General features: G+C 65.9%; 20 protein-coding genes and 1 pseudogene. 13 read left to right on the forward strand and 8 right to left on the reverse strand.

Annotated features, from left to right (window positions below):
* Positions 1-43: 43 nt before the first annotated feature.
* Genes benC through benA form a run of 3 tightly spaced genes read right to left on the reverse strand, consistent with a single transcriptional unit; the run spans position 44 to position 4,532 of the window.
* Positions 44-2,620: a benzoate 1,2-dioxygenase electron transfer component BenC gene (benC, locus tag IEX71_RS22570; protein ID WP_188837858.1), complete on the reverse strand. Its 2,577-nt coding sequence runs from the start codon at positions 2,618-2,620 to the stop codon at positions 44-46.
* Between the two features lie 10 nt (positions 2,621-2,630).
* Positions 2,631-3,161, reverse strand: coding sequence for a benzoate 1,2-dioxygenase small subunit (gene benB / locus IEX71_RS15220; RefSeq protein WP_188837859.1), 531 nt, complete (start codon positions 3,159-3,161; stop codon positions 2,631-2,633).
* Positions 3,162-3,164: 3 nt separating this feature from the next.
* Positions 3,165-4,532 carry a benzoate 1,2-dioxygenase large subunit gene (gene benA / locus IEX71_RS15225; protein ID WP_188837938.1) on the reverse strand — a complete coding sequence of 456 codons (1,368 nt, stop codon included), beginning with the start codon at positions 4,530-4,532 and terminating at the stop codon, positions 3,165-3,167.
* Between the two features lie 219 nt (positions 4,533-4,751).
* Between benA and IEX71_RS15230 the strand changes: the two genes are divergently transcribed.
* The 9 genes from IEX71_RS15230 (at position 4,752) to IEX71_RS15270 (ending at position 12,861) form a co-directional block, all read left to right on the forward strand.
* Positions 4,752-5,663, forward strand: coding sequence for a LysR substrate-binding domain-containing protein (locus tag IEX71_RS15230; protein WP_188837860.1), 912 nt, complete (start codon positions 4,752-4,754; stop codon positions 5,661-5,663).
* The gene (locus tag IEX71_RS15235) at positions 5,660-6,766 is read left to right on the forward strand and encodes a mandelate racemase/muconate lactonizing enzyme family protein (RefSeq protein WP_188837861.1); all 1,107 of its coding nucleotides are present in this window, start codon (positions 5,660-5,662) and stop codon (positions 6,764-6,766) included. The genes IEX71_RS15230 and IEX71_RS15235 overlap by 4 nt, the downstream gene beginning before the upstream one ends.
* 20 nt (positions 6,767-6,786) lie before the next feature.
* Positions 6,787-7,641 (forward strand): catechol 1,2-dioxygenase, encoded by an 855-nt coding sequence (gene catA / locus IEX71_RS15240; RefSeq protein ID WP_188837862.1) that lies wholly within the window; start codon positions 6,787-6,789, stop codon positions 7,639-7,641.
* On the forward strand, positions 7,641-7,925 hold the full coding sequence (gene catC / locus IEX71_RS15245; RefSeq protein WP_229749760.1) for a muconolactone Delta-isomerase: 285 nt from the start codon (positions 7,641-7,643) through the stop codon (positions 7,923-7,925). The genes catA and catC overlap by 1 nt, the downstream gene beginning before the upstream one ends.
* Before the next feature lie 2 nt (positions 7,926-7,927).
* Positions 7,928-8,710 (forward strand): alpha/beta fold hydrolase, encoded by a 783-nt coding sequence (locus IEX71_RS15250; RefSeq protein WP_188837863.1) that lies wholly within the window; start codon positions 7,928-7,930, stop codon positions 8,708-8,710.
* A 3-nt stretch (positions 8,711-8,713) separates the two neighbouring features.
* Complete coding sequence (locus IEX71_RS15255) at positions 8,714-9,514, forward strand: alpha/beta hydrolase family protein (protein ID WP_188837864.1); 801 nt, start codon at positions 8,714-8,716, stop codon at positions 9,512-9,514.
* Between the two features lie 101 nt (positions 9,515-9,615).
* Positions 9,616-10,095, forward strand: coding sequence for a hypothetical protein (locus tag IEX71_RS15260; protein WP_188837865.1), 480 nt, complete (start codon positions 9,616-9,618; stop codon positions 10,093-10,095).
* A gap of 250 nt (positions 10,096-10,345) precedes the next feature.
* Entirely contained in the window at positions 10,346-11,560 is a 1,215-nt protein-coding gene (locus tag IEX71_RS15265) for a tyrosine-type recombinase/integrase (protein WP_188837866.1), read from the forward strand.
* Between the two features lie 272 nt (positions 11,561-11,832).
* Positions 11,833-12,861 (forward strand): DUF4192 domain-containing protein, encoded by a 1,029-nt coding sequence (locus IEX71_RS15270; protein WP_188837867.1) that lies wholly within the window; start codon positions 11,833-11,835, stop codon positions 12,859-12,861.
* Between the two features lie 1,007 nt (positions 12,862-13,868).
* On the opposite strand, the gene IEX71_RS15275 is transcribed toward IEX71_RS15270, so the two are convergent.
* The 4 genes from IEX71_RS15275 to IEX71_RS15290 form a co-directional block, all read right to left on the reverse strand.
* On the reverse strand, positions 13,869-14,171 hold the full coding sequence (locus tag IEX71_RS15275) for an ArsR/SmtB family transcription factor (protein WP_188837868.1): 303 nt from the start codon (positions 14,169-14,171) through the stop codon (positions 13,869-13,871).
* 25 nt (positions 14,172-14,196) lie between these two features.
* Positions 14,197-14,721 carry a protein NO VEIN domain-containing protein gene (locus IEX71_RS15280; protein WP_188837869.1) on the reverse strand — a complete coding sequence of 175 codons (525 nt, stop codon included), beginning with the start codon at positions 14,719-14,721 and terminating at the stop codon, positions 14,197-14,199.
* 224 nt (positions 14,722-14,945) lie between these two features.
* Positions 14,946-15,596 (reverse strand): helix-turn-helix domain-containing protein, encoded by a 651-nt coding sequence (locus tag IEX71_RS15285; protein ID WP_188837870.1) that lies wholly within the window; start codon positions 15,594-15,596, stop codon positions 14,946-14,948.
* A complete protein-coding gene (locus IEX71_RS15290) occupies positions 15,589-16,779 on the reverse strand; it encodes a sensor histidine kinase (protein ID WP_188837871.1) in 1,191 nt (396 codons plus the stop codon). Before IEX71_RS15290 ends, IEX71_RS15285 begins: the two co-directional genes overlap by 8 nt.
* 226 nt (positions 16,780-17,005) lie before the next feature.
* On the opposite strand from IEX71_RS15290, the gene IEX71_RS15295 reads away from it, so the two are divergent.
* The 3 genes from IEX71_RS15295 to IEX71_RS15305 all read left to right on the forward strand — a co-directional run bounded on the left by IEX71_RS15295 (position 17,006) and on the right by IEX71_RS15305 (position 20,335).
* Positions 17,006-17,776, forward strand: coding sequence for a hypothetical protein (locus IEX71_RS15295; RefSeq protein ID WP_188837872.1), 771 nt, complete (start codon positions 17,006-17,008; stop codon positions 17,774-17,776).
* Positions 17,777-17,964: 188 nt separating this feature from the next.
* Positions 17,965-19,164: a hypothetical protein gene (locus tag IEX71_RS15300; protein ID WP_188837873.1), complete on the forward strand. Its 1,200-nt coding sequence runs from the start codon at positions 17,965-17,967 to the stop codon at positions 19,162-19,164.
* A 94-nt stretch (positions 19,165-19,258) separates the two neighbouring features.
* The gene (locus tag IEX71_RS15305) at positions 19,259-20,335 is read left to right on the forward strand and encodes a hypothetical protein (protein ID WP_188837874.1); all 1,077 of its coding nucleotides are present in this window, start codon (positions 19,259-19,261) and stop codon (positions 20,333-20,335) included.
* A gap of 268 nt (positions 20,336-20,603) precedes the next feature.
* On the opposite strand, the gene IEX71_RS15310 is transcribed toward IEX71_RS15305, so the two are convergent.
* Positions 20,604-21,218, reverse strand: coding sequence for a hypothetical protein (locus IEX71_RS15310; RefSeq protein ID WP_188837875.1), 615 nt, complete (start codon positions 21,216-21,218; stop codon positions 20,604-20,606).
* Between the two features lie 192 nt (positions 21,219-21,410).
* Between IEX71_RS15310 and IEX71_RS22575 the strand changes: the two are divergent.
* A pseudogene (locus tag IEX71_RS22575) lies at positions 21,411-21,674 on the forward strand (helix-turn-helix domain-containing protein); the annotation flags it as partial.
* Positions 21,675-21,737 lie beyond the last annotated feature (63 nt).

Genomic DNA, 21,737 nt, shown 5'->3' on the forward strand with positions numbered 1-21,737 from the left:
TGCCACCGTACGGCCACCGGAGGGTCTGCCGGGTGGACACGGATCAGCCCGGATCCCCGCCCGCGACCGGCAACACGGTGCCGGTGATGTAGGACGCCTCCTCGGAGGCGAGGAAGGTGATCGCGGCGGCCTGCTCGTCCAGCGTTCCGTAGCGGTGCATCGGAGAAGACGCGAGCGTCTGGTCGATGTGCGCCTGGAACCACTTCTTCTCCTGCTCGGTACGCGCTTCCGGCGTCCCGCGGGAGATCCGGCGAGGCGGGGCGTCCGTGCCGCCGGGTGCCGTCGCCACGACTCGTATGCCGTGCTCGGCATACTCGAGCGCGAGCGACTGGGTGATCGCGTTGATCCCACCCTTCGCGGCGGAGTACGGGATCCGGTGAATGCCTCGAGTGGCGGCCGAGGACACATTGACGATCACGCCGTGTCCCCGCTCGACCATGGACGGAAGCGCGGCTCGGCAAGCGAACAGCGTTGTCATCAGTGAGCGTTCGACCTCGGCACGGATCTCGTCGTCGGTGAACTCGGTGAACGGCTTGAAGTTGATCGCTCCGCCGACGTTGTTGACCAGCACGTCGACCCGACCGAACTCCGCGATCGCGCGCTCCAGCAGTTCCGTTGCGCCGGTGTAGCTCTCGAGATCGCACTGCACCGGCAGGCAACCGGCTCCGCCGGCCAATTCGCCGGCGATCTCCTGGACCAGCTCGGACCGGTCCGCGACGACGACCGTGCCGCCCTCGACGCTGACCCGTCGCGCGACCTGCGCCCCGATCCCCTGGGCCGCCCCGGTCACCACCACGACCTTGTCGGCGAAGCGGCCGGGGGTCACGAAGCGGGGTCGGGTCGCCGAGGCGGTCTCGCCCATCGCGCGCCGCATCGTCTCCTTGGAGCGACTGGCGTGCTCGATGATGAGCCGCTGCGCCGTGGCACGGTCGCCTGCCTCGAAGGCGTCGACGAGCTCGACGTGGTCGGTCGCGCACCGCGGGTTGCACCAGGTGGCGTTCGCGAGCACTTCCGACATACGTCCCTTGACGCCCAGTGCCTGGTAGGCCTTGAGGAGGTGTTCGTTCCCGGTGAGCGCGAAGAGGTAGTCGTGGAACGCGGCGTTGGTGTCGGTGTAGGCCGCCGCGTCGACGAAGCGTTCGCCGTCGACATAGGGCAGGGTCGACTCCGCCAGCAAGCGATATCCGGTGAGTTGTCCGGACGACAGCCGCCCGATGACCAATTCGAGCGCACCGAGTTCGAGTGCTTCACGGGCCTCGAAGATCGCATCCGAGGAGTTGATGTCCGGATGCTCTTCACCGATCTGGTAGCCGTCGGCGGCCACCGGGGCGACTGCTGCGGGGACGATGACGGGGTCCGACACTGCCGTGGCGGAGTCGGCCGGCAGGAACACTTGACCACCCACCGAACGTATGGCGCCGGCGTCGTCGACCGGTGTCGCGTCACCGACGGGTGACACGTCCGCCGCCGGCACGATGTCCTGACCGGCGATACCTCGCGCGTCCGCTGCGAAGAGCAGCTCCTCCACCGCGGCGAGTCCGGTCTCCGGCACCGCACCGGCCTCCGATGCCGTCGTGGGTGCGGCGCCGGCCGCGGCCAACGCGAACTTCTCGTAGTAGAAACCGGTCGGCTCGATGCCCACGTCGGCGACGCCCTTGCGGACGGACTCCACCATCGCCGGTGGTCCGCACAGGTAGAGCGCGACGTCACCCTCGTGCAGGTGCTCCGCGGCGATCAGATCCGTGACGTGGCCCTTGTGCTGAGCAGAGCTCGCCTGGTCGGAAACGCAGTGGTCCCAGGTAAATCCGGGCAGTGCGTCCGCGAGCGTCGCGAGCTCCTCGAGGGAGACCAGGTCGTCATCGGTGCTGACACCGTAGATGAGGTGGGCGATCCGGTCGCTCCGGTCGGCGCGCAGCTTCCGCAGCATGGACAGGATCGGCGCCAGCCCGGTGCCACCGGCGAGCATCAGCACCGGGCGTTCGGTCTCGCGCAGGAAGAACGATCCGTGCGGGCCGGTCAGGGTCAGCTCGTCGCCGACCGCGGCGCGCTCGGTCAGGTAGTCGGACATCGCACCGCCCGGGCTGAGCTTCACCAGGAAGCTGAGCTCCGGCTCGTGCGGAGCGTTGCTGAACGAGTAGGAGCGCTTCACGTCCGTGCCGGGGACGTCGATGTTGACGTATTGCCCTGGCAGAAAGGCGAGTTCCTCGCGGTTGGGGACCTCGAGCCGCAACTCCATCGTGCTCGTCGACAGCCGGTCCAGGCCCGTGACCGTCCCGGTGTAGGTGGCTGCCTTGGTCTTGGCCACCTCGGACGTGCTCGCGATCTGCAGCACCAGGTCGGACTTCGGACGCATACTGCACGGCAGCGCATATCCCTGTGCCGCCTCGTCGTCCGACAGCGCATCGTCGATGTAGGTGCCACCGTCATACTCGCCGGACTCGCAGAGCGCCTTGCACGTGCCGCAAGCTCCGTCGCGGCAGTCCAGCGGGATGTTGATCCGTTGCCGGTATGACGCGTCGGCGACGGTCTGATCCGGTCGGCAGGTGATGAACCGGGTCACGCCGTCCTCGAAGGACAGCGCGACCTGGTGGGTCGCGGTGCTGGTGTCGGTGACGGACATGTCAGCTCGCTCAGATGTGGTAGATGTCGACGACGTGGTGGATGTAGTCGTTCTTGAGGACCACGGTCTTGCGGCGGATCAGCGGCTGCTCTCCGGAGAAGTCGATCGTGTAGAACGACGTCCCGTAATAGGGATCGATCGTCTTGTAGCGGAAATACATCGTGTGCCAGTTGAAGCGCACGTCGACGATGTCCCCGCGGCGTTCGATGACCTCGACGTTGCTGATGTTGTGGCTGGTGCGCGGCTCCGGAAGCGAGGTCGCCGATGACCGTTCGGTGCGGATCCGGAAGACCCGGTCCTCCAGACCGCCCTTGTTGCCGTAGTAGATGAGCGAGATGTCTGTCTGCGGGTCCTCCGTCAGCAGGTCGTCATCGCCCCAGGCCGGCATCCAGTAGACGACGTCGTCGGCGTAACACCCGAGCCACTTCTCGAACTGCCGGTCGTCGAGGTAGCGGGCCTCCCGATAGAGGAACTGCTCGATGATGTTCTGGGTGATCAGCGCCGAACCGGTTGTCTCGGGCGAGTTTTCAACGGTGGTCATCGCTCAGGCATCCTTCGTGTGAGCCACGGACGCTTCTTCCGCTGCGATCGCGGAGCGCATGGTTTCGAGCCAGTGGCCGTGCTGGACCGGGTAGAGACCCTCGTCCTCGTTCTTGGCCCCGGCGGAGATCACTCCGTCCATGCCCAACGACTTGGCGACCGCGTCGGGGCCGGTGATCCAGTGCTGCGCGCCCCGGCTCATGTCGTTCCACGGGGCGGCCGTCGCCCGGAACGTCAGCTGGCAGGACCGGAACTCCTCCAGGTCGTCCGGTGTCGCCATACCCGAGGCGTTGAAGAAGTCCTCGTACTGCCGGATCCGCCAGGCACGCGACTCCGTGCTCTCGCCCCTGGGCGCGATGCAGTAGATGGTGACCTCGGTCTTGTCCGGTGCTATGGGCCTGAAATGCCTTATCTGCGTGGAGAATTGGTCCATCAGGTACACGTTCGGGTAGAGGCACAGGTTGCGTGATCCGGTGACCATGAACTCGCCCTTGGCGTCGCCGAACTTCTCCTTCAGCTCATCCATCCGGTCCCACAGCGGGCGGTCCTGCGGATTGCCCGCCCAGGTCCACAGGCACAGGTGGCCGTTGGGGTAGGACCAGTAGCCGCCGCCGGACTTCCCCCATGAGCCGGCGTCGAGGGTCTTGGTGGTGTTCTTCGACTCACCGGTGTTGCGCCGGGAGGTGGTGGCGGCGTAGTTCCAGTGGGTCGCGGTGACGTGATAGCCGTCGGCGCCGTTCTCGGCCTGCACCTTCCAGTTGCCGTCATACGTGTAGGTCGACGATCCGCGCAGCACCTCCAGCCCCTCCGGCGACTGGTCGACGAGCATGTCGATCACCTTGGTGGTGTCGCCCAGGTGCTCGGCGAGGCTGGGCACGTCCGCGTTGAGACTGCCGAACAGGAAGCCGCGGTAGGACTCGAACTTCGCCACCTTGGTGAGGTTGTGCGACCCCTCAGTGTTGAAATTGTCCGGGTAGCCCGCGTCGTCCGGGTCCTTGACCTTCAGCAGCGTCCCGTCGTTGCGGAAGGTCCAGCCGTGGAAGGGACACGTCAGGGTCGGCCGGTTGTCGGTCTTGCGCCGGCAGAGCATGGCGCCACGGTGGGCGCACGCATTGATCAGGCAGTTGAGCTCTCCGCCCTTGGAGCGGGTGATCACGATCGGTTGGCGGCCGATGTATGTCGTGAAGTAGTCGCCGGGGTTCGGGATCTGACTCTCGTGTGCCAGGTAGATCCAGTTCCCCTCGAAGATGTGCTTCATCTCGAGTTCGAAGATCTCCTCATCGGTGAAGATCCGTCGGTTGGTCCGGAAGGTCCCGGTCGTCGGGTCGTCGATGACGGCGTCGTCCAGCTTGCTGCTCAGGCTTTCCAGCATCTCGGTCACGGTCGGTCCTCCAGGGTCGCTGCTGCACTGATCCCAGAACTTCAACACAGCGTGTTTCAGGTCACACGAGGTAAACACCTAGTGCTGGCTAGGTAGTCGATTACGTGTGCACGCGTTATCAATACACGGCAAATTAGACATTGTGCCGGCGTAATCGACGCCCTAGCGTTGGTGCTACATGACCCACGTCACAGCGATGAAAGGACCGGCATGGACCTTCGCCAACTGCGCTATTTCGATGCAGTCGCCGAGCTGTGCCACTTCGGGCAGGCCGCCGAGCGCCTGCACCTCGCCCAGCCTGCACTGTCCCAGGCGATCCGTAGGCTCGAGGCGGACCTCGACGTGCAGCTGTTCACTCGGACGACCCGATCGGTTGCGCTGACCGAGGCCGGCGCCTTCTTCCACCAGGAGGTGCGCCGCATCCTCGGCGACCTCGACGCATCGGTGGCCGGTGCACGCAACATCGCCGGTGGCCACACCGGTCTGCTGCGACTGGGCTTCACAGGCACGAGCGCCTACACCCAGATGTCTCCCCTCACCCGGCTGATCCGGTCGGTGCACCCGGCCGTGGCTCTGGAGGTCCAGACCGACCTGTTGACCCCGAGTCAGGTCGAGGGACTGCTGGACGGTCGCCTCGATCTGGGCGTGCTGCGCTCCCCCGTGCTGGAGGACGGCGTCCAGACGCGACACATCCTGGACGAGCCGCTGATCCTCGCGTTGCCCGCCGATCACCGCCTCGCGCAGGAGTCCGGCCTGGAGCTGTCTGACGTCGCGCCCGAGGACTTCGTCGCGTATGCCGACAACCGGTCGGTCGTCTACGAGGCCATGATCGCCAGCTGCCGGCGCGCCGGGTTCACCCCGCGGATCACTCAGCGGGCCGCGAGTACCGCCGCTTCTGTGGCGCTGGTCGGCGCCGGGCTCGGTGTGACGCTCGTGCCGGAGTCGGTCCGCAGCATGCAGCTGCGAGAAGTCGTCTTCCGTGACGTGCAGGACGCAGACAGCATCGACCTCTCGCTGGCCTGGCGCAGCGATGAGCCCAGTCCGCTGGTCTCCTCCGTCCTGGACACGCTCGAAACCCATGGGTTCTTCGCGGACCCAGCCGCAGCTCAGGAGCAGGCGTGAAAATCACTGCGGTTGAGGCGATTCCGTTCGCCATTCCCTACGTCAAGCCACTTCGCTTCGCCAGTGGCGAGATACGCAGCGCCGAGCACGTGCTGGTCCGGGTGCGCACCGATGACGGTGTCGTCGGCGTCGCCGAGGCACCGCCCCGGCCGTTCACCTACGGGGAGACCCAGGCCGGGATCATCGCGGTCATCGACACGATCTTCGCCCCGCAGGTCATCGGACTGACGCTGTTGGACCACGAGCAGATGCACAGCCGGCTGGCTCGCACCGTCGGCAATCCCACCGCCAAGTCCGCGCTCGACATGGCGGTCTGGGACGCCCTCGGCAAGACGCTCGAGTTGCCGGTCACCGAGCTGCTCGGTGGCTTCACCGATCGGATGCGGGTCAGCCACATGCTCGGCTTCGACGAGCCCGCCGCAATGGTCGCCGAAGCGGAGAAGGTCGTCGACACCTACGGCATCCGCACCTTCAAGGTGAAGGTCGGCCGGCGTCCGGTCCAGTTGGACACCGCGGTCGTCCGCGCACTGCGCGAGCGTTTCGGGGACAGCGTCGAGCTGTATGTCGACGGCAACCGCGGCTGGACGACGTCCGAGGCGTTGCGGGCGATGCGCGAGATGCACGACCTCGACCTGCTCTTCGCCGAGGAGCTCAACCCCGCCGACGACGTGCTCGGCCGCCGGTGGCTCGTCGAGAAACTCGACGTTCCCTTCATCGCCGACGAGTCCGTGCCCACCGCGGCAGACGTCACCCGCGAAGTGCTGGGCGGGTCCGCGACCGCTGTCTCGATCAAGACCGCCCGGACCGGCTTCACCGCCAGCCGGCGCGTCCATCACCTCGCCGAGGGGCTCGGCCTGGAGGTCGTCATCGGCAACCAGATCGACGGCCAGATCGGCACCGCCTGCGCGGTCGCTTTCGGGGCGGCATACGAGCTCACCTCGCGCCGCGCGGGCGAATTGTCCAACTTCCTGGACATGAGCGACGACCTGCTCGCACAGCCACTGCAGATCAACGGCGGGCAACTCGTCGTGCCGCCGGGACCCGGACTCGGCATCGATATCGACGAAAACCGGCTTCAGCATTACCGACTCGACAAGAAGTGACACCACTGAAGGAGAACGACATGACCACCACCAACGACAGCGCCGTCGCAACCGCGGCCGCATCCGGCGCATCCGCGACCGACCGCTTCGCCACGGACAAGTCGCCGTACGCCGCGGTCAAGGACGTCCCGAAGGAGCGCGTCGACCTACTCGCCCGCGAGGTCCTGGAAGCCGTCCACGGCACCATCCGCAAGCACAAGGTCACCTATGACGAATACAACGCCCTCAAGGCATGGCTCATCCAGGTCGGCCAGGACGGCGAGTGGCCGCTGTTCCTCGACGTGTGGGTGGAGCACGTGGTCGAGGACGTGGCGACCGAGCACCGTCAAGGCAACAAGGGCACCATCGAAGGCCCCTACTACGTGCCGAACGCGCCGGACGCCGTCGACAACACGATCCCGATGCGCGACGGGGAGTCCGGCACGCCGCTGACCTGGAAGGGCACCATCACATCGGTCGACGGCACTCCCCTGCCGGGCAAGGTCGAGCTCTGGCACGCCGACGCCGAGGGCTTCTACAGCCAGTTCGCCCCCGGTATCCCCGAATGGAACCTGCGAGCGACGTTCCATGCCGACGACAAGGGCAACTTCGAGATCCACACCATCCAGCCGGCTCCCTATCAGATCCCCACCGACGGCTCGTGCGGCAAGCTGATCGCCGCCGCGGGCTGGCACGCCTGGCGTCCGGCGCACCTGCACGTCAAGGTGTCCGCCCCGGGCCATGAGCTGCTCACCGCACAGCTGTACTTCCCGGGCGACCCGCACAACAACGACGACATCGCGGATGCGGTGAAGCCGGAGTTGATCCTGGACCCGAAGCCGAGCGGCGACGGCGTCGGCATCGACTACAGCTTCGTGCTGGACCCGGAGGCCTGATGCTGTTCGCGGTCCGGATGGACGTGGCGATCCCGGCGGACCTCGACCCCGAGGTCCGCCAGGAGACGATCGCCCGGGAGAAGGCCTACTCGCAGGAACTCCAGCGCGGTGGCGAGTGGAAAAGCATCTGGCGCATCGTGGGCAAATACTCCAACATCAGCATCTTCGATGTGGAAAGCACCGACAGGTTGCACGAAATCCTTTGGGGTCTGCCACTTTTCGAGTACATGGACGTCGACGTGACACCGCTGGCGCAGCACCCTTCGGCGATCCAGCAGGACTGATCGTGGCAGCTCCGGAGATCACCCTCACGCATCTGGCCGGGCCACCGGATCGACCGGTCGTGCTCGTCGGTCCCTCCATCGGGACCCGCGTGCAACGCCTGTGGGCGGCCACCGCTGCCCACCTGCCTGATCACCGCGTCATCGGCTGGGACCTGCCCGGCCACGGACGCAGCGCACCCACCGAAGAACCTTTCAGCACTGCGGAACTCGCGGCCCAGGTGCTGCGCGCCGTGGACTGCGCGGTCGGCGGCAGCAACCGGTTGCACTACGCGGGCGACTCGTTCGGGGGTTGCGTCGGGCTGCAACTGGCCCTGGATCATCCCGCCCGGTTCGCAACCATGACCATCCTGTGCAGCGGGGCAAAGATCGCGACCGCCGACGTATGGCGCGAGCGCATCGCTCTCGTCCATCGGGAGGGGATGCGCCCGATCCAGCAGGCATCTCCGCAGCGGTGGTTCGGCACCAGGATCGCCGAGCAACCGACGCAGGACTCGCGAGCCGTGGTCGAGGAGGTCGCCGATGTCGACGCGTTCAGCTACTCGCTCGCCTGTGCGGCGCTGGCCGAGTTCGACGTCCGAGACCGGTTGTCCGACATACAGATTCCGCTGCTCGCGGTCGCCGGAGCCGACGACCTGGTGACGACGCCCGACCAGCACCGGGGGCTCGCCGCACAGACCCCGGGTGCACGGGTGGAGGTGCTGGACGGCGTCGCCCATCTGGCGCCCCTGGAGGACCCGCTCACCACCGCCGTGCTGCTCGAGAAACATTTCCGTGAAGGGACCTAACTCATGAGTGTCGATACGAACGTCGAGAATCCGGACGCGTCCATGCGGTATGGCGCAGTGGGCACCCAGGTCGCCGACGTCTTCGAGCCACCCGAGCCGACCGACTCGCTGGTCCTGCTCTTGCACGGAGGTTTCTGGGACGACGCCGATCGGATGCGGGCATGGTCGGCCGGTCACGCACTGGCGAAGGCCGGACACCTCACAGCAGCCGTGGAGTACCGCCGCGGCAAGGGTCGTTGGCAGGACGCCCTGGACGATGTCGTTCAGGCCATCGATCAGATCCAACTCAGCGGCCGTGAGTGGACCGTGCACAACGAGGTGCCACGATCGATCACCGTCGTCGGCCACTCCGCCGGCGGCCAACTCGCGCTGTGGGCCGCCAGCCGGTCGAGCCTACCGCCGACGTCCCGGTGGCACGCCGACAACATCCAGGTCACCGGCGCGGTCGCGCTGGCGCCGATCGCCGACCTGCGGCGCGCGGCCGAACTCGGCATCGGCGACAACGCCGTGACCTCCTTCCTGGGCGGCGCTCCCGCCGAGGTACCCGACAATTACGCGATCACCGACCCGAGCCTGCTCACGCCGTCGGTGCCGGTCCGGCTGCTGCACGGTCCTGGGGACGACGTCGTGCCCGTGGAGTTGAGCGAGCGCTACGTCGCGCACCTGCAGGACGTCGACGCGACTGATGCGGAGCTCATCAGGATCGGCGGCGCGGACCACCGTTCCTGGGGTGATCCGACATCAGCCGCATGGTCGGCACTGATCGTCGCCGTCAACGGCCTCACGGAGGCGGTCGGCAGGTAACGTGGCGGTCGCCATACGGTGTCATACGGCGTCATACGGCGTCGTACGGCGTCATACAAGGGGGCAGTCGTTGCGGGCTGCATGGAATCGGGAGGTACACGATGGCCGACGGCAAGAAGAGTCTCACCAAACCGATGGAGGGACAGCTGAACCCGGACGAGCAGCTCATCGGCGGGTGTAAGGCCGCAGGGAAGAACGCCGTCCTCAAGGGTGCTGTGGGAGGTGCCGTCGGCGGAGTCGTCGGTGCTGTCGCAGCCAGTCAGATGGAGGGCAAGGCGTCGCCCGGGATCGCCGCCGGGGTCCCCCAACTCCAGGTGTTCTGGGTCGGCGCGACGAATCAACGCCTGGTGTTCTTCGACACCGGCTCGTTCTCGTCGAAGCCACGCTCGTTCAAGGGCGACGTCCCGTTGTCGTCCGTCGCCGACGTCGAGGTCGGCAATCGAGGTCCCTTCCGCCGACTGACTCTGACCTTCACCGACGGCAGTTCGTCGACGGTAGACCTCTACCGTGCCAACAGCCCCGGCCAGCTGCAGGATGCCCTCGAGCAGTTGCTGCCCGGAAAAGTGCACGGCAAGGCGTGAGGTCCCGGGACTGAAACGACGAAGCCCCTGACCTCGCGGTGCGAGGATCAGGGGCTTTCGAGCTGGTGGACGATACTGGGATCGAACCCTTTTGGGAGGGGGCTCTCAAGCATAAGGTCACTCACGGCCTGACCTGCTGATATGTGTCAATCATGCTGTGCTGCAGCGCTATTTGCACTTTCAGGCCTAGGGTCATAGGTGGACGCTACGTGACAGAGATACTCTTAGAAGTGACCCAGTAAGTGACCCCGTGGAGGCAAGCGACCACATGGCTAGAAGCGACTTCGGACGCGTGCAGAAGCTCCCGAGCGGCAAGTTCCGCGCGAGGTATCAGTATCTCGGCTCGCTGCACCTGGCGCCGCATACCTACCTGACACAGACCGATGCCCGCGCCTGGCTCGTGGCCGAGAAGAGACTCATCAGTTCCGACTCCTGGACGCCTCCGGCCGTGCGAGCCGCCGCTGCAAAGCGAGCTAAAGCCACGGAGGCACAGAACATCTTCAGGACGTACGCGACGACGTGGCTCGACGGTCGACACGACCTGCGAGCGAACACACACGCGGCCTACACACTGGCGCTCAAACGACACCTACTGCCAACGTTCGGAGATCTCGCTATCGACGCGATCACCACTGCAGACGTTCGCGCCTGGTTCAACTCGTATGGGCAGAAGACACCGACCGCACGAGCCCGTGCGTATCAAGTTCTAGCATCGATCATGAACCACGCGGTCGATAACGACGTGATCGGAAAGTCGCCTTGTCGAATCAAAGGCGGTGGCATCGCGCAGGTCAAGCACGAGCCCGAGCCCCTGACTCTCGCCGAACTGTTCGCGCTCGCCAATGCGATGCCCGCCAAGCACTACGCACTGACGTTGCTGTGTGGCCTTGGCGGTCTCCGCTTCGGTGAGGCGGTCGCGTTACGTCGACGCGATATCGACCTCAGGGCGGGCACCGTACGGATCGCCCGTGGCGCGACCCGGACCAACGGCGTCAAGTCCGTTGGCGCACCGAAGACCAACGCAGGCAAGCGGACGATATCGGTTCCAACCGTCGTGATAGACGCACTCGCAGACCACCTGAAGACAGTTGCCAGCGCCGCAGACTCGCTAGTGTTCCCAGCCGACAATGGCGAGGTCTTGGCACCCTCCGCGCTGTACGGCAGCAAGCCGCGCATCGAGAAGCGAGGCCGGAAGAAGTACGCGAAGAACGGTTACGGCTTCTACCGCGCTCGTGTCGAGATCGGGCGCCCGGCGTTTCACTGGCACGACCTGAGGCACACTGCCGCCTCGCTTGGAGACCAGGCAGAAGCGACTCCGAAGGAAATGCAGCACCGACTAGGGCACACCACGCCAACCATGGCACTCAGGTATCAGCATTCAACCGCCGAACGTGACAAGGCCGTAGCCGATCGACTTCAGGCCCAGATCGACGCCATGGCAAAGGTGATCACCACCGCTCCGTGACCTGATTGTCGTCGGCTCCTGTCGCTGGCCGAAGGCGAAGGTATCGCCGCAGCGGCCGGTCGCCAGCTCGACCGCCACCCGCAGCGCGACCCCGACCGCCCGGTGAATGTGACACAACCGCTCGGACACTGACCAAGATCAAGCAATCGGCCGACGACTGGTGTATTTCCGTCGGAGCCCACGTTGCCTGAGCGCACACCATGCCGCAGCGCCCTGTGGGTGATGGATCCGCTCAACGGATCCGCATCACCGATACAAGAAAGGAGTGTTCGATGAGCGACAAGCAACTCCTGATCGACAACGGGCGACTGGTCGCCCTGATGCCGCACCTCCTCGGCGCCCGTCCCGAAGATGTGCTCGTCGTGATGCCGCTGCAGAAGGACGATTCGCGCCGCCCGACGATGCTTTGCCATGTCCCCGATGATCAGAGCGTGTGGGTCGACGAAGCACGCAAATTTCAAAGGTATGACGGCGTCGGCGTCGCCATCGTTGCGTTCGCCAATCACGAGCGAGCGGAAACTTCCTCGTCAGTGGTAGCGCAGATGCTGCAGAACAGCGGCGCCCACGTGTGGACGCGCGTCGCGACCGACGGATATACCTGGGTGGACCTCGACAGTGGCGACGTTGGGACGGTCAGCCAGACGGACCGCGACCGCATCGCTGTCGAGTTTATCCACGAGGGACAGGCCCGACCGTATGACTCGATGGCGCAGTTGCGCGCGTCGTTTGAGCCCTCGCCCAGCAAGGACCTAGCGGCGGCGATGAACGACGCGTTCCACCACACAGCGATGGCAGGCCGGGATCGACGATCCCTGATCAATGAGCAGCGCTGGATGACACACACCATCGTGAATTTCGTCTCGACCGGGCGACTCCCGGAAACGTCCGACGCCGCACGGCTGTTGTGCGACGTGCAGGTCATCCCACTGCGCGACCACGTGTGCACGGAGATCACCCACGAGCACGCAGCCGCGCACGCCGCGCTCTGGAAAGGGATCATGACCCAAAGCCCTGAGGAAGCGCGCGCACCCGCTGCCTCGTTGACGGCGTTCGGACTGTGGCTCAGCGGTGACGGCATGCAGGCGCGACTCGCTCTCGAACAGGTGCCGGGACACTACGAGCTGGCCAACCTGATCGGCCTTGCTGTTGCAGCGGGCGTCGACCCCGCCGGTTGGTTGCCCCCCGACCCGGACAGCAAAGTGTATGTGAAGCGAGAATCCGCGGATACGCCGAGAACAAGTCGACATCGAGACGTGCCACCCCCATCCGCCGGCGACGATGGGCCCGCACCACGACGTTGACCTGACCACAACCACGACCAGGCGAACTGTGCGGACCGAGCAGACAACCAGCGCCCCATCGCAGCTTGAGAGCACGCTGCGAGAGTTCCTCCACACCAATCATATTGAGAGCACGAACGATCCGCTCGGCATCGACGTGATCTATCCACCGCATGACCACTGACTCCCGCTCTCGCACGGATGGGCCACCACCGAGCTGTTCGCCTCAAGGTGCCCCCTAATCTCCCCTAATCTCGCCCAGCGGTTTTCGGTGTCGGCCATCGCCACCTCGAGGCGCTCCAACACCTGGTCGAGCGTGCCCAACGTGGCCGGCGTGCTCTCCTGGAACCAGGCAGAGCCGGATCCCCGACGTGGAGTTCTGCTAATCCACGGCGGGGCTGGTCTCGACAAGCACGCACGCAGTCCCGCCGCTACGCCCAACTCGGGTACGTCGTGCTGGCTGCGGACATGTACGGCGAAGGCGTCGCCGGCAACCGCGCCGCCAGGCGGGCCGGACCCGGCGATATCGCCGCCAGAATCCTGATCGGTCACGGTGCCGATGACCCCCAGATCCAGATGGAGGATGTCGTCGCGCTCGCCGACGAGATGAAGCTGGCCGGCGCGGACTGGCAGCTGAACAATGTACGGCAGTGCCCAAACACGGTTTCACCCATCAGCACGCACAGCCGGGCGCACAACCGGGAGTCGCTTACCATCACTCACCGACCGACGCTCGTTCGCCGACGGCAAAAGCTTCATGCGCGAAACGCTTGGCATCGCCGATCGGTCGAAAGCTGCCGGGACGCGACCGCGGGACGACCACACCGGACCGACGAGCACAGCCGAGCGCGACCGATTCGTTCGCGACCCGGTCACTGGAAAGTTCTAATCGTCCTCGCCCGACCATGTGCTGACCAGAGCGGTCCCCCACCATTTGCGCCGGGTGCGGTAGGGCACCTGGGGCAGCCCCGACGCACACTGATCTCGACGATGGCACGAGACCAGCAACAGCATTGGCTGGAGAGGCGCTACTTCGCCTCCCACAGGCTGCGCGACAGCCGTTCCAGCGCCGGCAGGTTCAGTCGCCACTCCAGGCGCTGTCTGCTGATCCTCCTGGAGGTGACCAGCCCGATCTCTTCGAGCATGTGCAGCTCGTCCAGTCTGGCCGGCAGCTGCGCGGCCGTGGCTGGCCCGCCCATCAGCATCTGGACCGTTTCGAGCCGGGCCGGCGTGCCCAGGACGTGCAGCACCGACGCCAGCGGTGTGAAGTCACGGGTGTGCGACAGCGGCTTGATCAGACTCGCCGCGGTTGGTTTGTCGATCGGCCGCATGGCCAACGAGTGTAGGTACGACGCGTCACTCTTTGGGTGGGAGCGTGACGCCGGTGAGGTCGAGCTGGGTTCCGAGTCGATTGATGTCGTCGTCCGTCAGCTTGTATATGGCTTCATGTTGCACGCCGCGGAAGGTGCCGCGCTCACGCTCGTTCGGTCTGGTGATGACCCAGGGCATCCGATTCGGGTCCTGCACCGCCCACAGCTCGTAGTCGCTGGGCTGGGTCACGTTCCACACGACGTAGAGCCAGGCGCGGTCGCCGAGGGTCTCGAACGTCCATTTCTGCCGGTCGAGTACGTGGATTGGTCCTTTGCTGCCGCGGCTCTTGACCTCGATGACTCTAGCCTGCCGCGCGACCCCCGCAACCACGTCCGCCGACAGACGGACATCCTTGACGTCTATGCCTGATGCTGCCTCGCGGATGCGGTCCGCGTCCTGGCTGAGGCCTTCGTGTACATCGAACACTGGGTCTCGGTGAAGTTGTTCGTAGCCCAGCACGATCGCCATGGCACGCTTGTCGGCAACCTTCCGCCGGTCGACCATCGTCATGTCCGGGGATACTACGAGGGCCTACCGACAGCGTCCTCCGTTTCTGTGGGGTCACACGTTCCAGAACGTCTCTGGTCGCGGCGTGCCACAAGACCGCCTAGGCGGCAACACGGAATTAGCTAGAGCAGTCTGGTCGATGGACAGCTTCTGATGAGGCCCGGGCCTGGCGCGCCACTGAACGCTGCCGACGTATCCCTCATCGTCGACGACTTCGGGCCAGGTCGTCAGTCGTCGAGAAGGTCTCCGGTACCGAGGCCAAATTCGCGCTCGATATCGGCCGGCGTTGCCGACTGCAGGTAGCGTGCGAACTTCTCGTTGACCGCGTTCATTCGGTCGTGCGCCGCCGCGACGCCGATGTACAGCTGGTCGGCGATGTCACTCCATCCGATGCCGCGTGCCCGCAGCCGCAGCACCTGGCGCTGCTTGTCGGTGATGTCGGGTAGCTTGCCGTGCCGCTGCAGTAATTCGGCCACTCCCACCAGCGAACTGCTGATGACGAAGCCACCGGCGGCCACCCGGTCGACGTTCTGCGTGGTCAGCGTCGGCGGGTCGTACTTGTGGGTGATCCCTTGCGCCCCCGCGCGCAGGCACAGCGCCAGCACCGGGTCGCGGGTCTCCTCGGTGTAGATGCAGACGACGTGTCCTGCGGCAGCCAGGGACCGGATCGCCGGCCGGGCCTGCTGGACGCCCGCCGCCGCGCCCGTCGCAAGCTTGAGATCGACCAGCACGACGTCAACGTCTGGCGGATTCCGCAAGAAGGTCTCGGTATCTGCGAATGTGTCAATGACGTCGAGGCCCGGATGGGTGATGGCGAACCCGGACCGCACCACTGCCAGGTCGTCGATCAGCGCAACGCGCGTTCGCGGGTCAGCCATTGACGACCCCGGTGATCGTGACGAGGGTGCCGTGCCCGGGCCTCGAGTCCAATCGCACTCCGATTCCGCGGGACTGCAGAGCGGTGAATACCTGTTCCTGCAGCCCGAATCCGAACGAGGACGGACCGGGTTCGAAGCCGACACCGTCGTCGTGGACCGTCAGTTCCCATTCATGGTCTTCCTGGTCGGCGTGCACCGTCACCGCACGCGCGTTGGCGTGAATCCGGACGTTGTACAGCAGGGTGGTAACTGCTCGTTGCAGCAGCAGCAGCGCCGGCTTCTGGCCGAGCGCGACTTGTTCGGCGAGCGCGGTGTGGACTACCAGTGGCAGGTCGGTGAAGCCCTCGGTCGCGGCACGCACGACGCCGGCGAGAGTCGCCGGCGACCCGGGTGGTTCCGGTGCCCCCTTCTTCATGAAATACGCCCGCAGCCGCAGCGACTCCTTGCGAGCCTGCTGGCGCAACGCTGGCAGCGTCGAGGCGGGCGTGCCCTCGTCGGCGAGCATCCGCAGCATCGTCGACGCGTCGTGGACCTGCATCAGGTACCGGTCGAGCTCCAGTAGTTTGGTCGCAGTGAGCATCTCCTGGTGCAGTTCGTCAAAGCTCGCGCCGAGTCGTCGCAGATAGCCCGCACCGATCGCCGCGCCCACTCCGAACAGCACGACGTTGCAGGCCGAGCTCAGCGTCACCGCGAGTGTTCTCGTGTCCGACAGCGCCGCGGTCCCCACCAGGGTGGCTGCGATCGTCGCCGAGATCGCCAGTGACCATTTCATGGACCGGGTCCACCCCGCGGCCAGGGAAGCGGCGTTGATCGCGTAGGGCATGTCGAAGTGACCGAGCATCCACGAAGTGCTCTGTGAGGAGACCGAACTGCACACCACGATGGACAGCAGGCAGGTCACCAGGTCAGCCACACCCCACGGCCTGGCCCGCATCCTGGCCCTGCGCAGGGCGTCGACGCATAATCCGCACGACACAAGCAACGCCAGCACCGCGACCGTCGTATAGGCCAGATCGTCGCGGGTGGTGCGCAGCGCGACCGGCGCGGAGGCCAGCGCAGTGATGACCACCACGCCGCGCACCACCACCGCCACCACGGTGATGCTCGCCTCCGACGCCTGTCGTGCCCGGCCGTCGGTCCACACACCCGCCCGCTGAATCGGTCGCAGGACGGAGGCGAGCATGTGCTGATTCTGCTGGCAACCATGGCCTGTGGGAACCCTCGATTCGACGGGTGGACGCACCCGACGAGCCCGCGGGTTGCCCGCACCCCACGGGCGTCGAGGGCAAGAAGCCTGGCTATCGCCGGGTGTTCACGACGTGCCGCCGAGGCGATCCTGGTGCCAGCAACCACCGCCGGCCCAGCGGGGGCGGGAGACACGGAAAAGGTTGTCACGAAAGGGGATTCCCATGCAGGCGATCCGGATTCCACGGCAGCTGGCCAAAGCCGCGGCGCTGGCGGCGGCCGCTTCGGTCGCTGTGGCGGGCGTACAGCTCAACACGGCAACCTCGGCCCACGCGTCGACCACAAACGACACGGTGATGGCCACCACCCAGCGGATGGCCGGCCCCACCCTGAACACGACACAGGTGGGCTGGTATGGCAAGGGCTCGCACCTGAACCTGCAGTGCTACTCGCGCGGCCAATACGTCAAGGGCTACTACAGCCCCTGGATCCCCGGCGGCTGGGACAACCTCTGGTACAAGGTCAGCGACGGATACTGGGTCGCCGACGTCGACATCAACACCGGATCCGACAACCCGGTCACTGCCGCGTGCGCTCCACAGTCCACGCGAGCGACCCGGGCTGTGGCGTGGGCGGACTCGCAGGTCGGTTCGATGAGCTACCCGGGCCTGTGCGAGCTCTTCGTTGAGCGTGCCTACGGGACATCGGGACGCTACGCGTCGGCGATCTCGGCCTACTATGCGCTGCGCGCCGCGGGACAGATCCACACCGGTTCCACTGGCATCCCGGCCGGTGCGCTCGTCTTCTCCGAAAGTCCGCAGTGGGATTACGGATACGGTCACGTGATGCTGTCCCGAGGCAATGGGACATTCGTCTCCGGCGGGGCGTGGACCGGCGGCGGCAACCACAGCACTGTCCAGGTGTTCGGCAGCCCCGCGCCGACGGGGGGATATCTCGGCTGGGCCTACGCGCCGGCGGCCTGGCCGGGTCGCTGACGCTCCGAAGCTGATGACCGCGGGCCGTCGTCCACAGGCGTGTGGGCGACGGCCCACCAAATGTCACCAACGTCCTGTCTTCGCTGTCGTCAGCCCGATCGGTGCGAAAGCCCCGGGATCAGTCGGGCTGATCGCAGCGTTCGGGCGAAGACATAACGCGGTGGTGCCCCAACTGGAACGATCAGGCCATGACCGAAGCCGGGGAGGCCGGGCCGTTTCGCCGCCACTACGTGATGAGCCTGCGCGACGAAGTACCCGTACCTGCCGCCGGCTGGTCAATATTCCGCCACCCGCCAGAGTGCGCCGCTCAGGCCGAGCGTTCAGGTTGTGCCGGAGACGATTGCCGCGTCGCCGACGTGTGCCGCCTGTTCGTCTTCGACGGCACCGACGACGCGGGCATGGGCCAAGGGCTGCAGGACCTGATCGCTGTCGCGAACCGGCTGACCGGAACAGGCTCGAGTCCGCCCGCGCTGCAGAGCGTTCCGCGCCGCCGGGTCGTCGCTGTCACCGGCTCCCGGTGGCGCCATGGCGAGGATCCCAGCGACCACTACCAGCGGTGTTTCCGGCTTCTGCACGACACGGTCAACGCGTTGCGCCTGGCGACCGCGGCACGCACACCCAACGTGAGCATCGAGCGTGTCTGGCCGCTCTACCTGATCGTGGACGAGACCGCCGACGGCTCGTACACCGCGCGCAACATCGTCGTGGTCGAACACGGTTTCCGGGCCACCTCCCCCGCCACGCCCGAACAGACCGCGCAGGCGCAGCAGCTCATCCTGGCTGGCTGGTCCCGCGAACCGGCCGAGATGTACCTGGAATTCAAGCTGGATACGATGCGGGCAGCCGACACCGACGGCGACTACGTCGAATGCGTACTGAAAGCCGCAGCGGCGGCAGAGATACTCCTGAAGCACACCGCCTGGATGCTGACGTGGGAGGCAACCGCGGTGCTGACCTCGGACCCCTCCCCCACGGCGGCGATGAGCATGGACCCGGATGTCAGACCCGCCTCACTCGTTGGCTCGGTCCTCGCGCCACGGCTGAAAGGAAACTGGGCCAGTGGCCACGGCCGCGGCCCGGTCGGTGGATGGCGCGCGAGCATCGCAACCCGGCGTAACGACGTGATCCACCGCGGCTACCGCCCTTCGGAGGCCGAGGCGCACGCGGCCGTGGCCGCACTGGTCGAACTGGAGCAGCACCTGCTCGACCGAATCGCCGCCCAAGGACATGTCTACCCGCGCACCGCATTACTGCTCGCAGGTCGGGACAGCCTGCACCGGCGGGGTGCGTGGGGGAAGGTCCGGGCAACGGACGCGGCCGAGAACCGGCAGACGATGATCAGCCGATACCTGTCATGGCTTGATCACCACCTCGGGTCCTCCACCTGACAGCGCATCAGCTGCCCGGCCCGGGCGTGAACCTCAAGTCGGCGCACGTGTCGGTGCTGCCTGGGACCATGACCCGGTGGGCAAGCAGCACTACATGCCAGCAGGTTTCATCGGCTACTTCGGCCAACCCCACGCCGAGAACCTCGCACCACGCCGCCGGCGGGTCTGGGTGGCGCGACGTGGAGTTCCGGCGATCTGGCGTGCTCGCGCGCAGAACGTCGGCGTATCGAAGAAGAAGGCGAATCTCTACGACAGCCGTGATCCTGGCGGACTCTCTCTGGACCCGACGCTGACCAAGACCGAGAGCGTCCTTGGCTATCTGGAAGGGTTCTGCGCTCAGGTGATCCGAACCGGTGCGGTGGACGCGAACCTTCTCGTCATCGGTGTCGCACCGTTCGTCGCCGGACTGCTCATCCGCCACCCATCCCTAGCCGCACCTGCATGGTCCGAACTCGGAACAAGCGACACCCGCAGTTCGTCCCATGCGCTCGGCGAACGTTGGCGGGCGTTCTGGCGCACCGTCGACCACCTCGTGTTCAACGCCCGCTGGACGGTCATCGAAAGCACGTTCCCGCTGGTGACCACGGATCTGGGGTATGTGTGGTTGCCCGGCGACGGAATGGGCATCCTTCATATACCGATCCACCCGTTCGCGATGCTGCAGCTGAGCCCCGGACGCAGCTTCTACCTCGGGGACAAGGTGGTCCACATCGAGGTGCAGCACTGGAACAACACCGCGCTGTTGCAGTCCCAGTTCGGGATGATCCTCGACGCCAACGATGTGTACGGCATGGACAAAGAACTCGTCCAGATCGCCCACTCGGCCATGCACGACGACGGCCCCCTCGAAATCGACGGCATCGATATGCAACTTCTCACCGGCAGCAGGCACATAGCGCACATCGCGACGGGGCTGGGTTCGAACAATCCGATCCTCGCCTGGCGGAGATTCCACCTTGCGCAACACGATCTCTTCGGCTGCTGGTGCGATGAGAACAACGAGGACGCCGGAATGTCCGCCACGGAGCGGCGGGAATGGGACGCCGCCATCGCAGCCGTCGACCGCGAGGCGCGCGTCTCGGTTCCGCGGCGGGACATCATTACTCCCTGGGACTTGATGCTCGGCCCCGCGTACGCCAGTCGGCCGCTGCAGATCGAACCTCGCCGTTAGAACCCCCGGGTCCGGCCCCGCAACTCGTTCGCCGGCTCAGTCCCATCCGTGCACGCTCCGGCCAACCCGTTGAGCGCATCGGGTTGAGCGCCCGATCCGCCGCCTATGCCTTCGAGTCAGTCGTTGCCGTAATCTCCCTCATAACCAGCGACGTCTGATTCGTCCCCTTGCGCTTCGAAGGTTGTCTCAATGCCTGCTCGGTCGATCAGCTCGTAGTTGTCGAGCACCAGCCCGCAGTTTCTGCAGGAGAAGTAGTCCGCGTGGACTGTCACTCGACCACGGCCTCGTAGTCTTCGTCGCTGTACCGTTTGTACCGCACTCTCGTGTCCGATGCGTCCTCACCTTCGATCTCACCGTCGCGCCCACAGGCTGGGCAGGTGGCCGATTCTCGATACTTCATCGACACCGTCAGGTCGGTACCCGGTGTCCACTGCGCGGCGATCCGTGCCGGAAGAGTGCCAGCCTCCCATTGCGCCAGCCGTTCCTTCGCGCGTTCGATGAGCATCTGAGTGCGGTGCTCAATGTTCTTCTTGTTCCGTTCGAGGTGCTGCTCCACGGTTCCGGCACGGTCCGCACCGACGAGATCCTCGACCTCGCACTCCAGCGCCGCGACCAGGATGACGGCAAGAGTCCGGTAGCGCGGCCACCACGCACTCGGCGGCATCGAGGTGAACCCGGCTTCGCTGCCGTGCAGATACTCGTTGCGCGCGTACGTGATCTTCTTCGCCTCCGACGCATCGAACGGCTTGAATGCCTTCTGGCAGCGGGAGTACAGCGTCTTGGCACGGACCGACGTGAACCGCGCGTCGCCTTCCACCAGCCCGCTCGCGATCAGCCGGTTCGTACCATCTTCCGTCGGCTCGGCGATCAGCAGCGGAGACACTGGCAAGCGCTGCCTTGGTCAGCAGCTCCAGCGCCAGTCAGGCCCACAACGCCTGCTCGTCGAAGGGTCGGAGGACTGGCTGGACCGGTACGCGTGTCATGTCGCAAGACATCGGTGACAGTTCTGCCTCAGGACATCGGTGACAGTCCGATCGATTGTTGGTGGTGACACTTCGTCGGTTCGGATGGGCGGATGTCGAAGAATGAGCCCGTTGATCCTCGTGTGCGTCTCGCGATCGCGCATTGGCCGCCTGATGCTCCGCGTGGTGCAGTGACCACGTTCTGCGCGGAGCATCAGATCTCGCGGAAAACGTTCTACGCGTTACGTGCTCGCGCCCGCGATGAGGGTGAGGCGGCGGTGTTGGAACCGAAGTCCCGCCGGCCGAGGACCAGTCCGTCCCGGATCAGCGAGGCTCTTAAGGATCAAGCCGTGCAAACTCGGGCGTCGTTGGAGGCTCATCCCAATCGGGGGTGTAGGAGTTGGGGTCTGAAGCCGCCGGTCTCGAGCAGGCTTCGGGCG

The sequence above is a fragment of the Flexivirga endophytica genome (assembly GCF_014640635.1).
Classification (GTDB): domain Bacteria; phylum Actinomycetota; class Actinomycetes; order Actinomycetales; family Dermatophilaceae; genus Flexivirga; species Flexivirga endophytica.

Excerpts from the sequence above, each read along its gene's own strand:
- benB (WP_188837859.1), bottom strand. The coding sequence starts at position 3,161 with ATGACCACCGTTGAAAACTCGCCCGAGACAACCGGTTCGGCGCTGATC.
- catA (WP_188837862.1), top strand. The coding sequence starts at position 6,787 with ATGACCACCACCAACGACAGCGCCGTCGCAACCGCGGCCGCATCCGGC.
- IEX71_RS15260 (WP_188837865.1), top strand. The coding sequence starts at position 9,616 with ATGGCCGACGGCAAGAAGAGTCTCACCAAACCGATGGAGGGACAGCTG.
- catC (WP_229749760.1), top strand. The coding sequence starts at position 7,641 with ATGCTGTTCGCGGTCCGGATGGACGTGGCGATCCCGGCGGACCTCGAC.
- IEX71_RS15295 (WP_188837872.1), top strand. The coding sequence starts at position 17,006 with ATGCAGGCGATCCGGATTCCACGGCAGCTGGCCAAAGCCGCGGCGCTG.
- IEX71_RS15255 (WP_188837864.1), top strand. The coding sequence starts at position 8,714 with ATGAGTGTCGATACGAACGTCGAGAATCCGGACGCGTCCATGCGGTAT.
- benA (WP_188837938.1), bottom strand. The coding sequence starts at position 4,532 with ATGCTGGAAAGCCTGAGCAGCAAGCTGGACGACGCCGTCATCGACGAC.
- IEX71_RS15270 (WP_188837867.1), top strand. The coding sequence starts at position 11,833 with ATGAGCGACAAGCAACTCCTGATCGACAACGGGCGACTGGTCGCCCTG.
- IEX71_RS15230 (WP_188837860.1), top strand. The coding sequence starts at position 4,752 with ATGGACCTTCGCCAACTGCGCTATTTCGATGCAGTCGCCGAGCTGTGC.
- IEX71_RS15290 (WP_188837871.1), bottom strand. The coding sequence starts at position 16,779 with ATGCTCGCCTCCGTCCTGCGACCGATTCAGCGGGCGGGTGTGTGGACC.
- IEX71_RS15300 (WP_188837873.1), top strand. The coding sequence starts at position 17,965 with ATGACCGAAGCCGGGGAGGCCGGGCCGTTTCGCCGCCACTACGTGATG.
- IEX71_RS15275 (WP_188837868.1), bottom strand. The coding sequence starts at position 14,171 with ATGCGGCCGATCGACAAACCAACCGCGGCGAGTCTGATCAAGCCGCTG.
- IEX71_RS15285 (WP_188837870.1), bottom strand. The coding sequence starts at position 15,596 with ATGGCTGACCCGCGAACGCGCGTTGCGCTGATCGACGACCTGGCAGTG.
- benC (WP_188837858.1), bottom strand. The coding sequence starts at position 2,620 with ATGTCCGTCACCGACACCAGCACCGCGACCCACCAGGTCGCGCTGTCC.
- IEX71_RS15305 (WP_188837874.1), top strand. The coding sequence starts at position 19,259 with ATGCCAGCAGGTTTCATCGGCTACTTCGGCCAACCCCACGCCGAGAAC.
- IEX71_RS15280 (WP_188837869.1), bottom strand. The coding sequence starts at position 14,721 with ATGACGATGGTCGACCGGCGGAAGGTTGCCGACAAGCGTGCCATGGCG.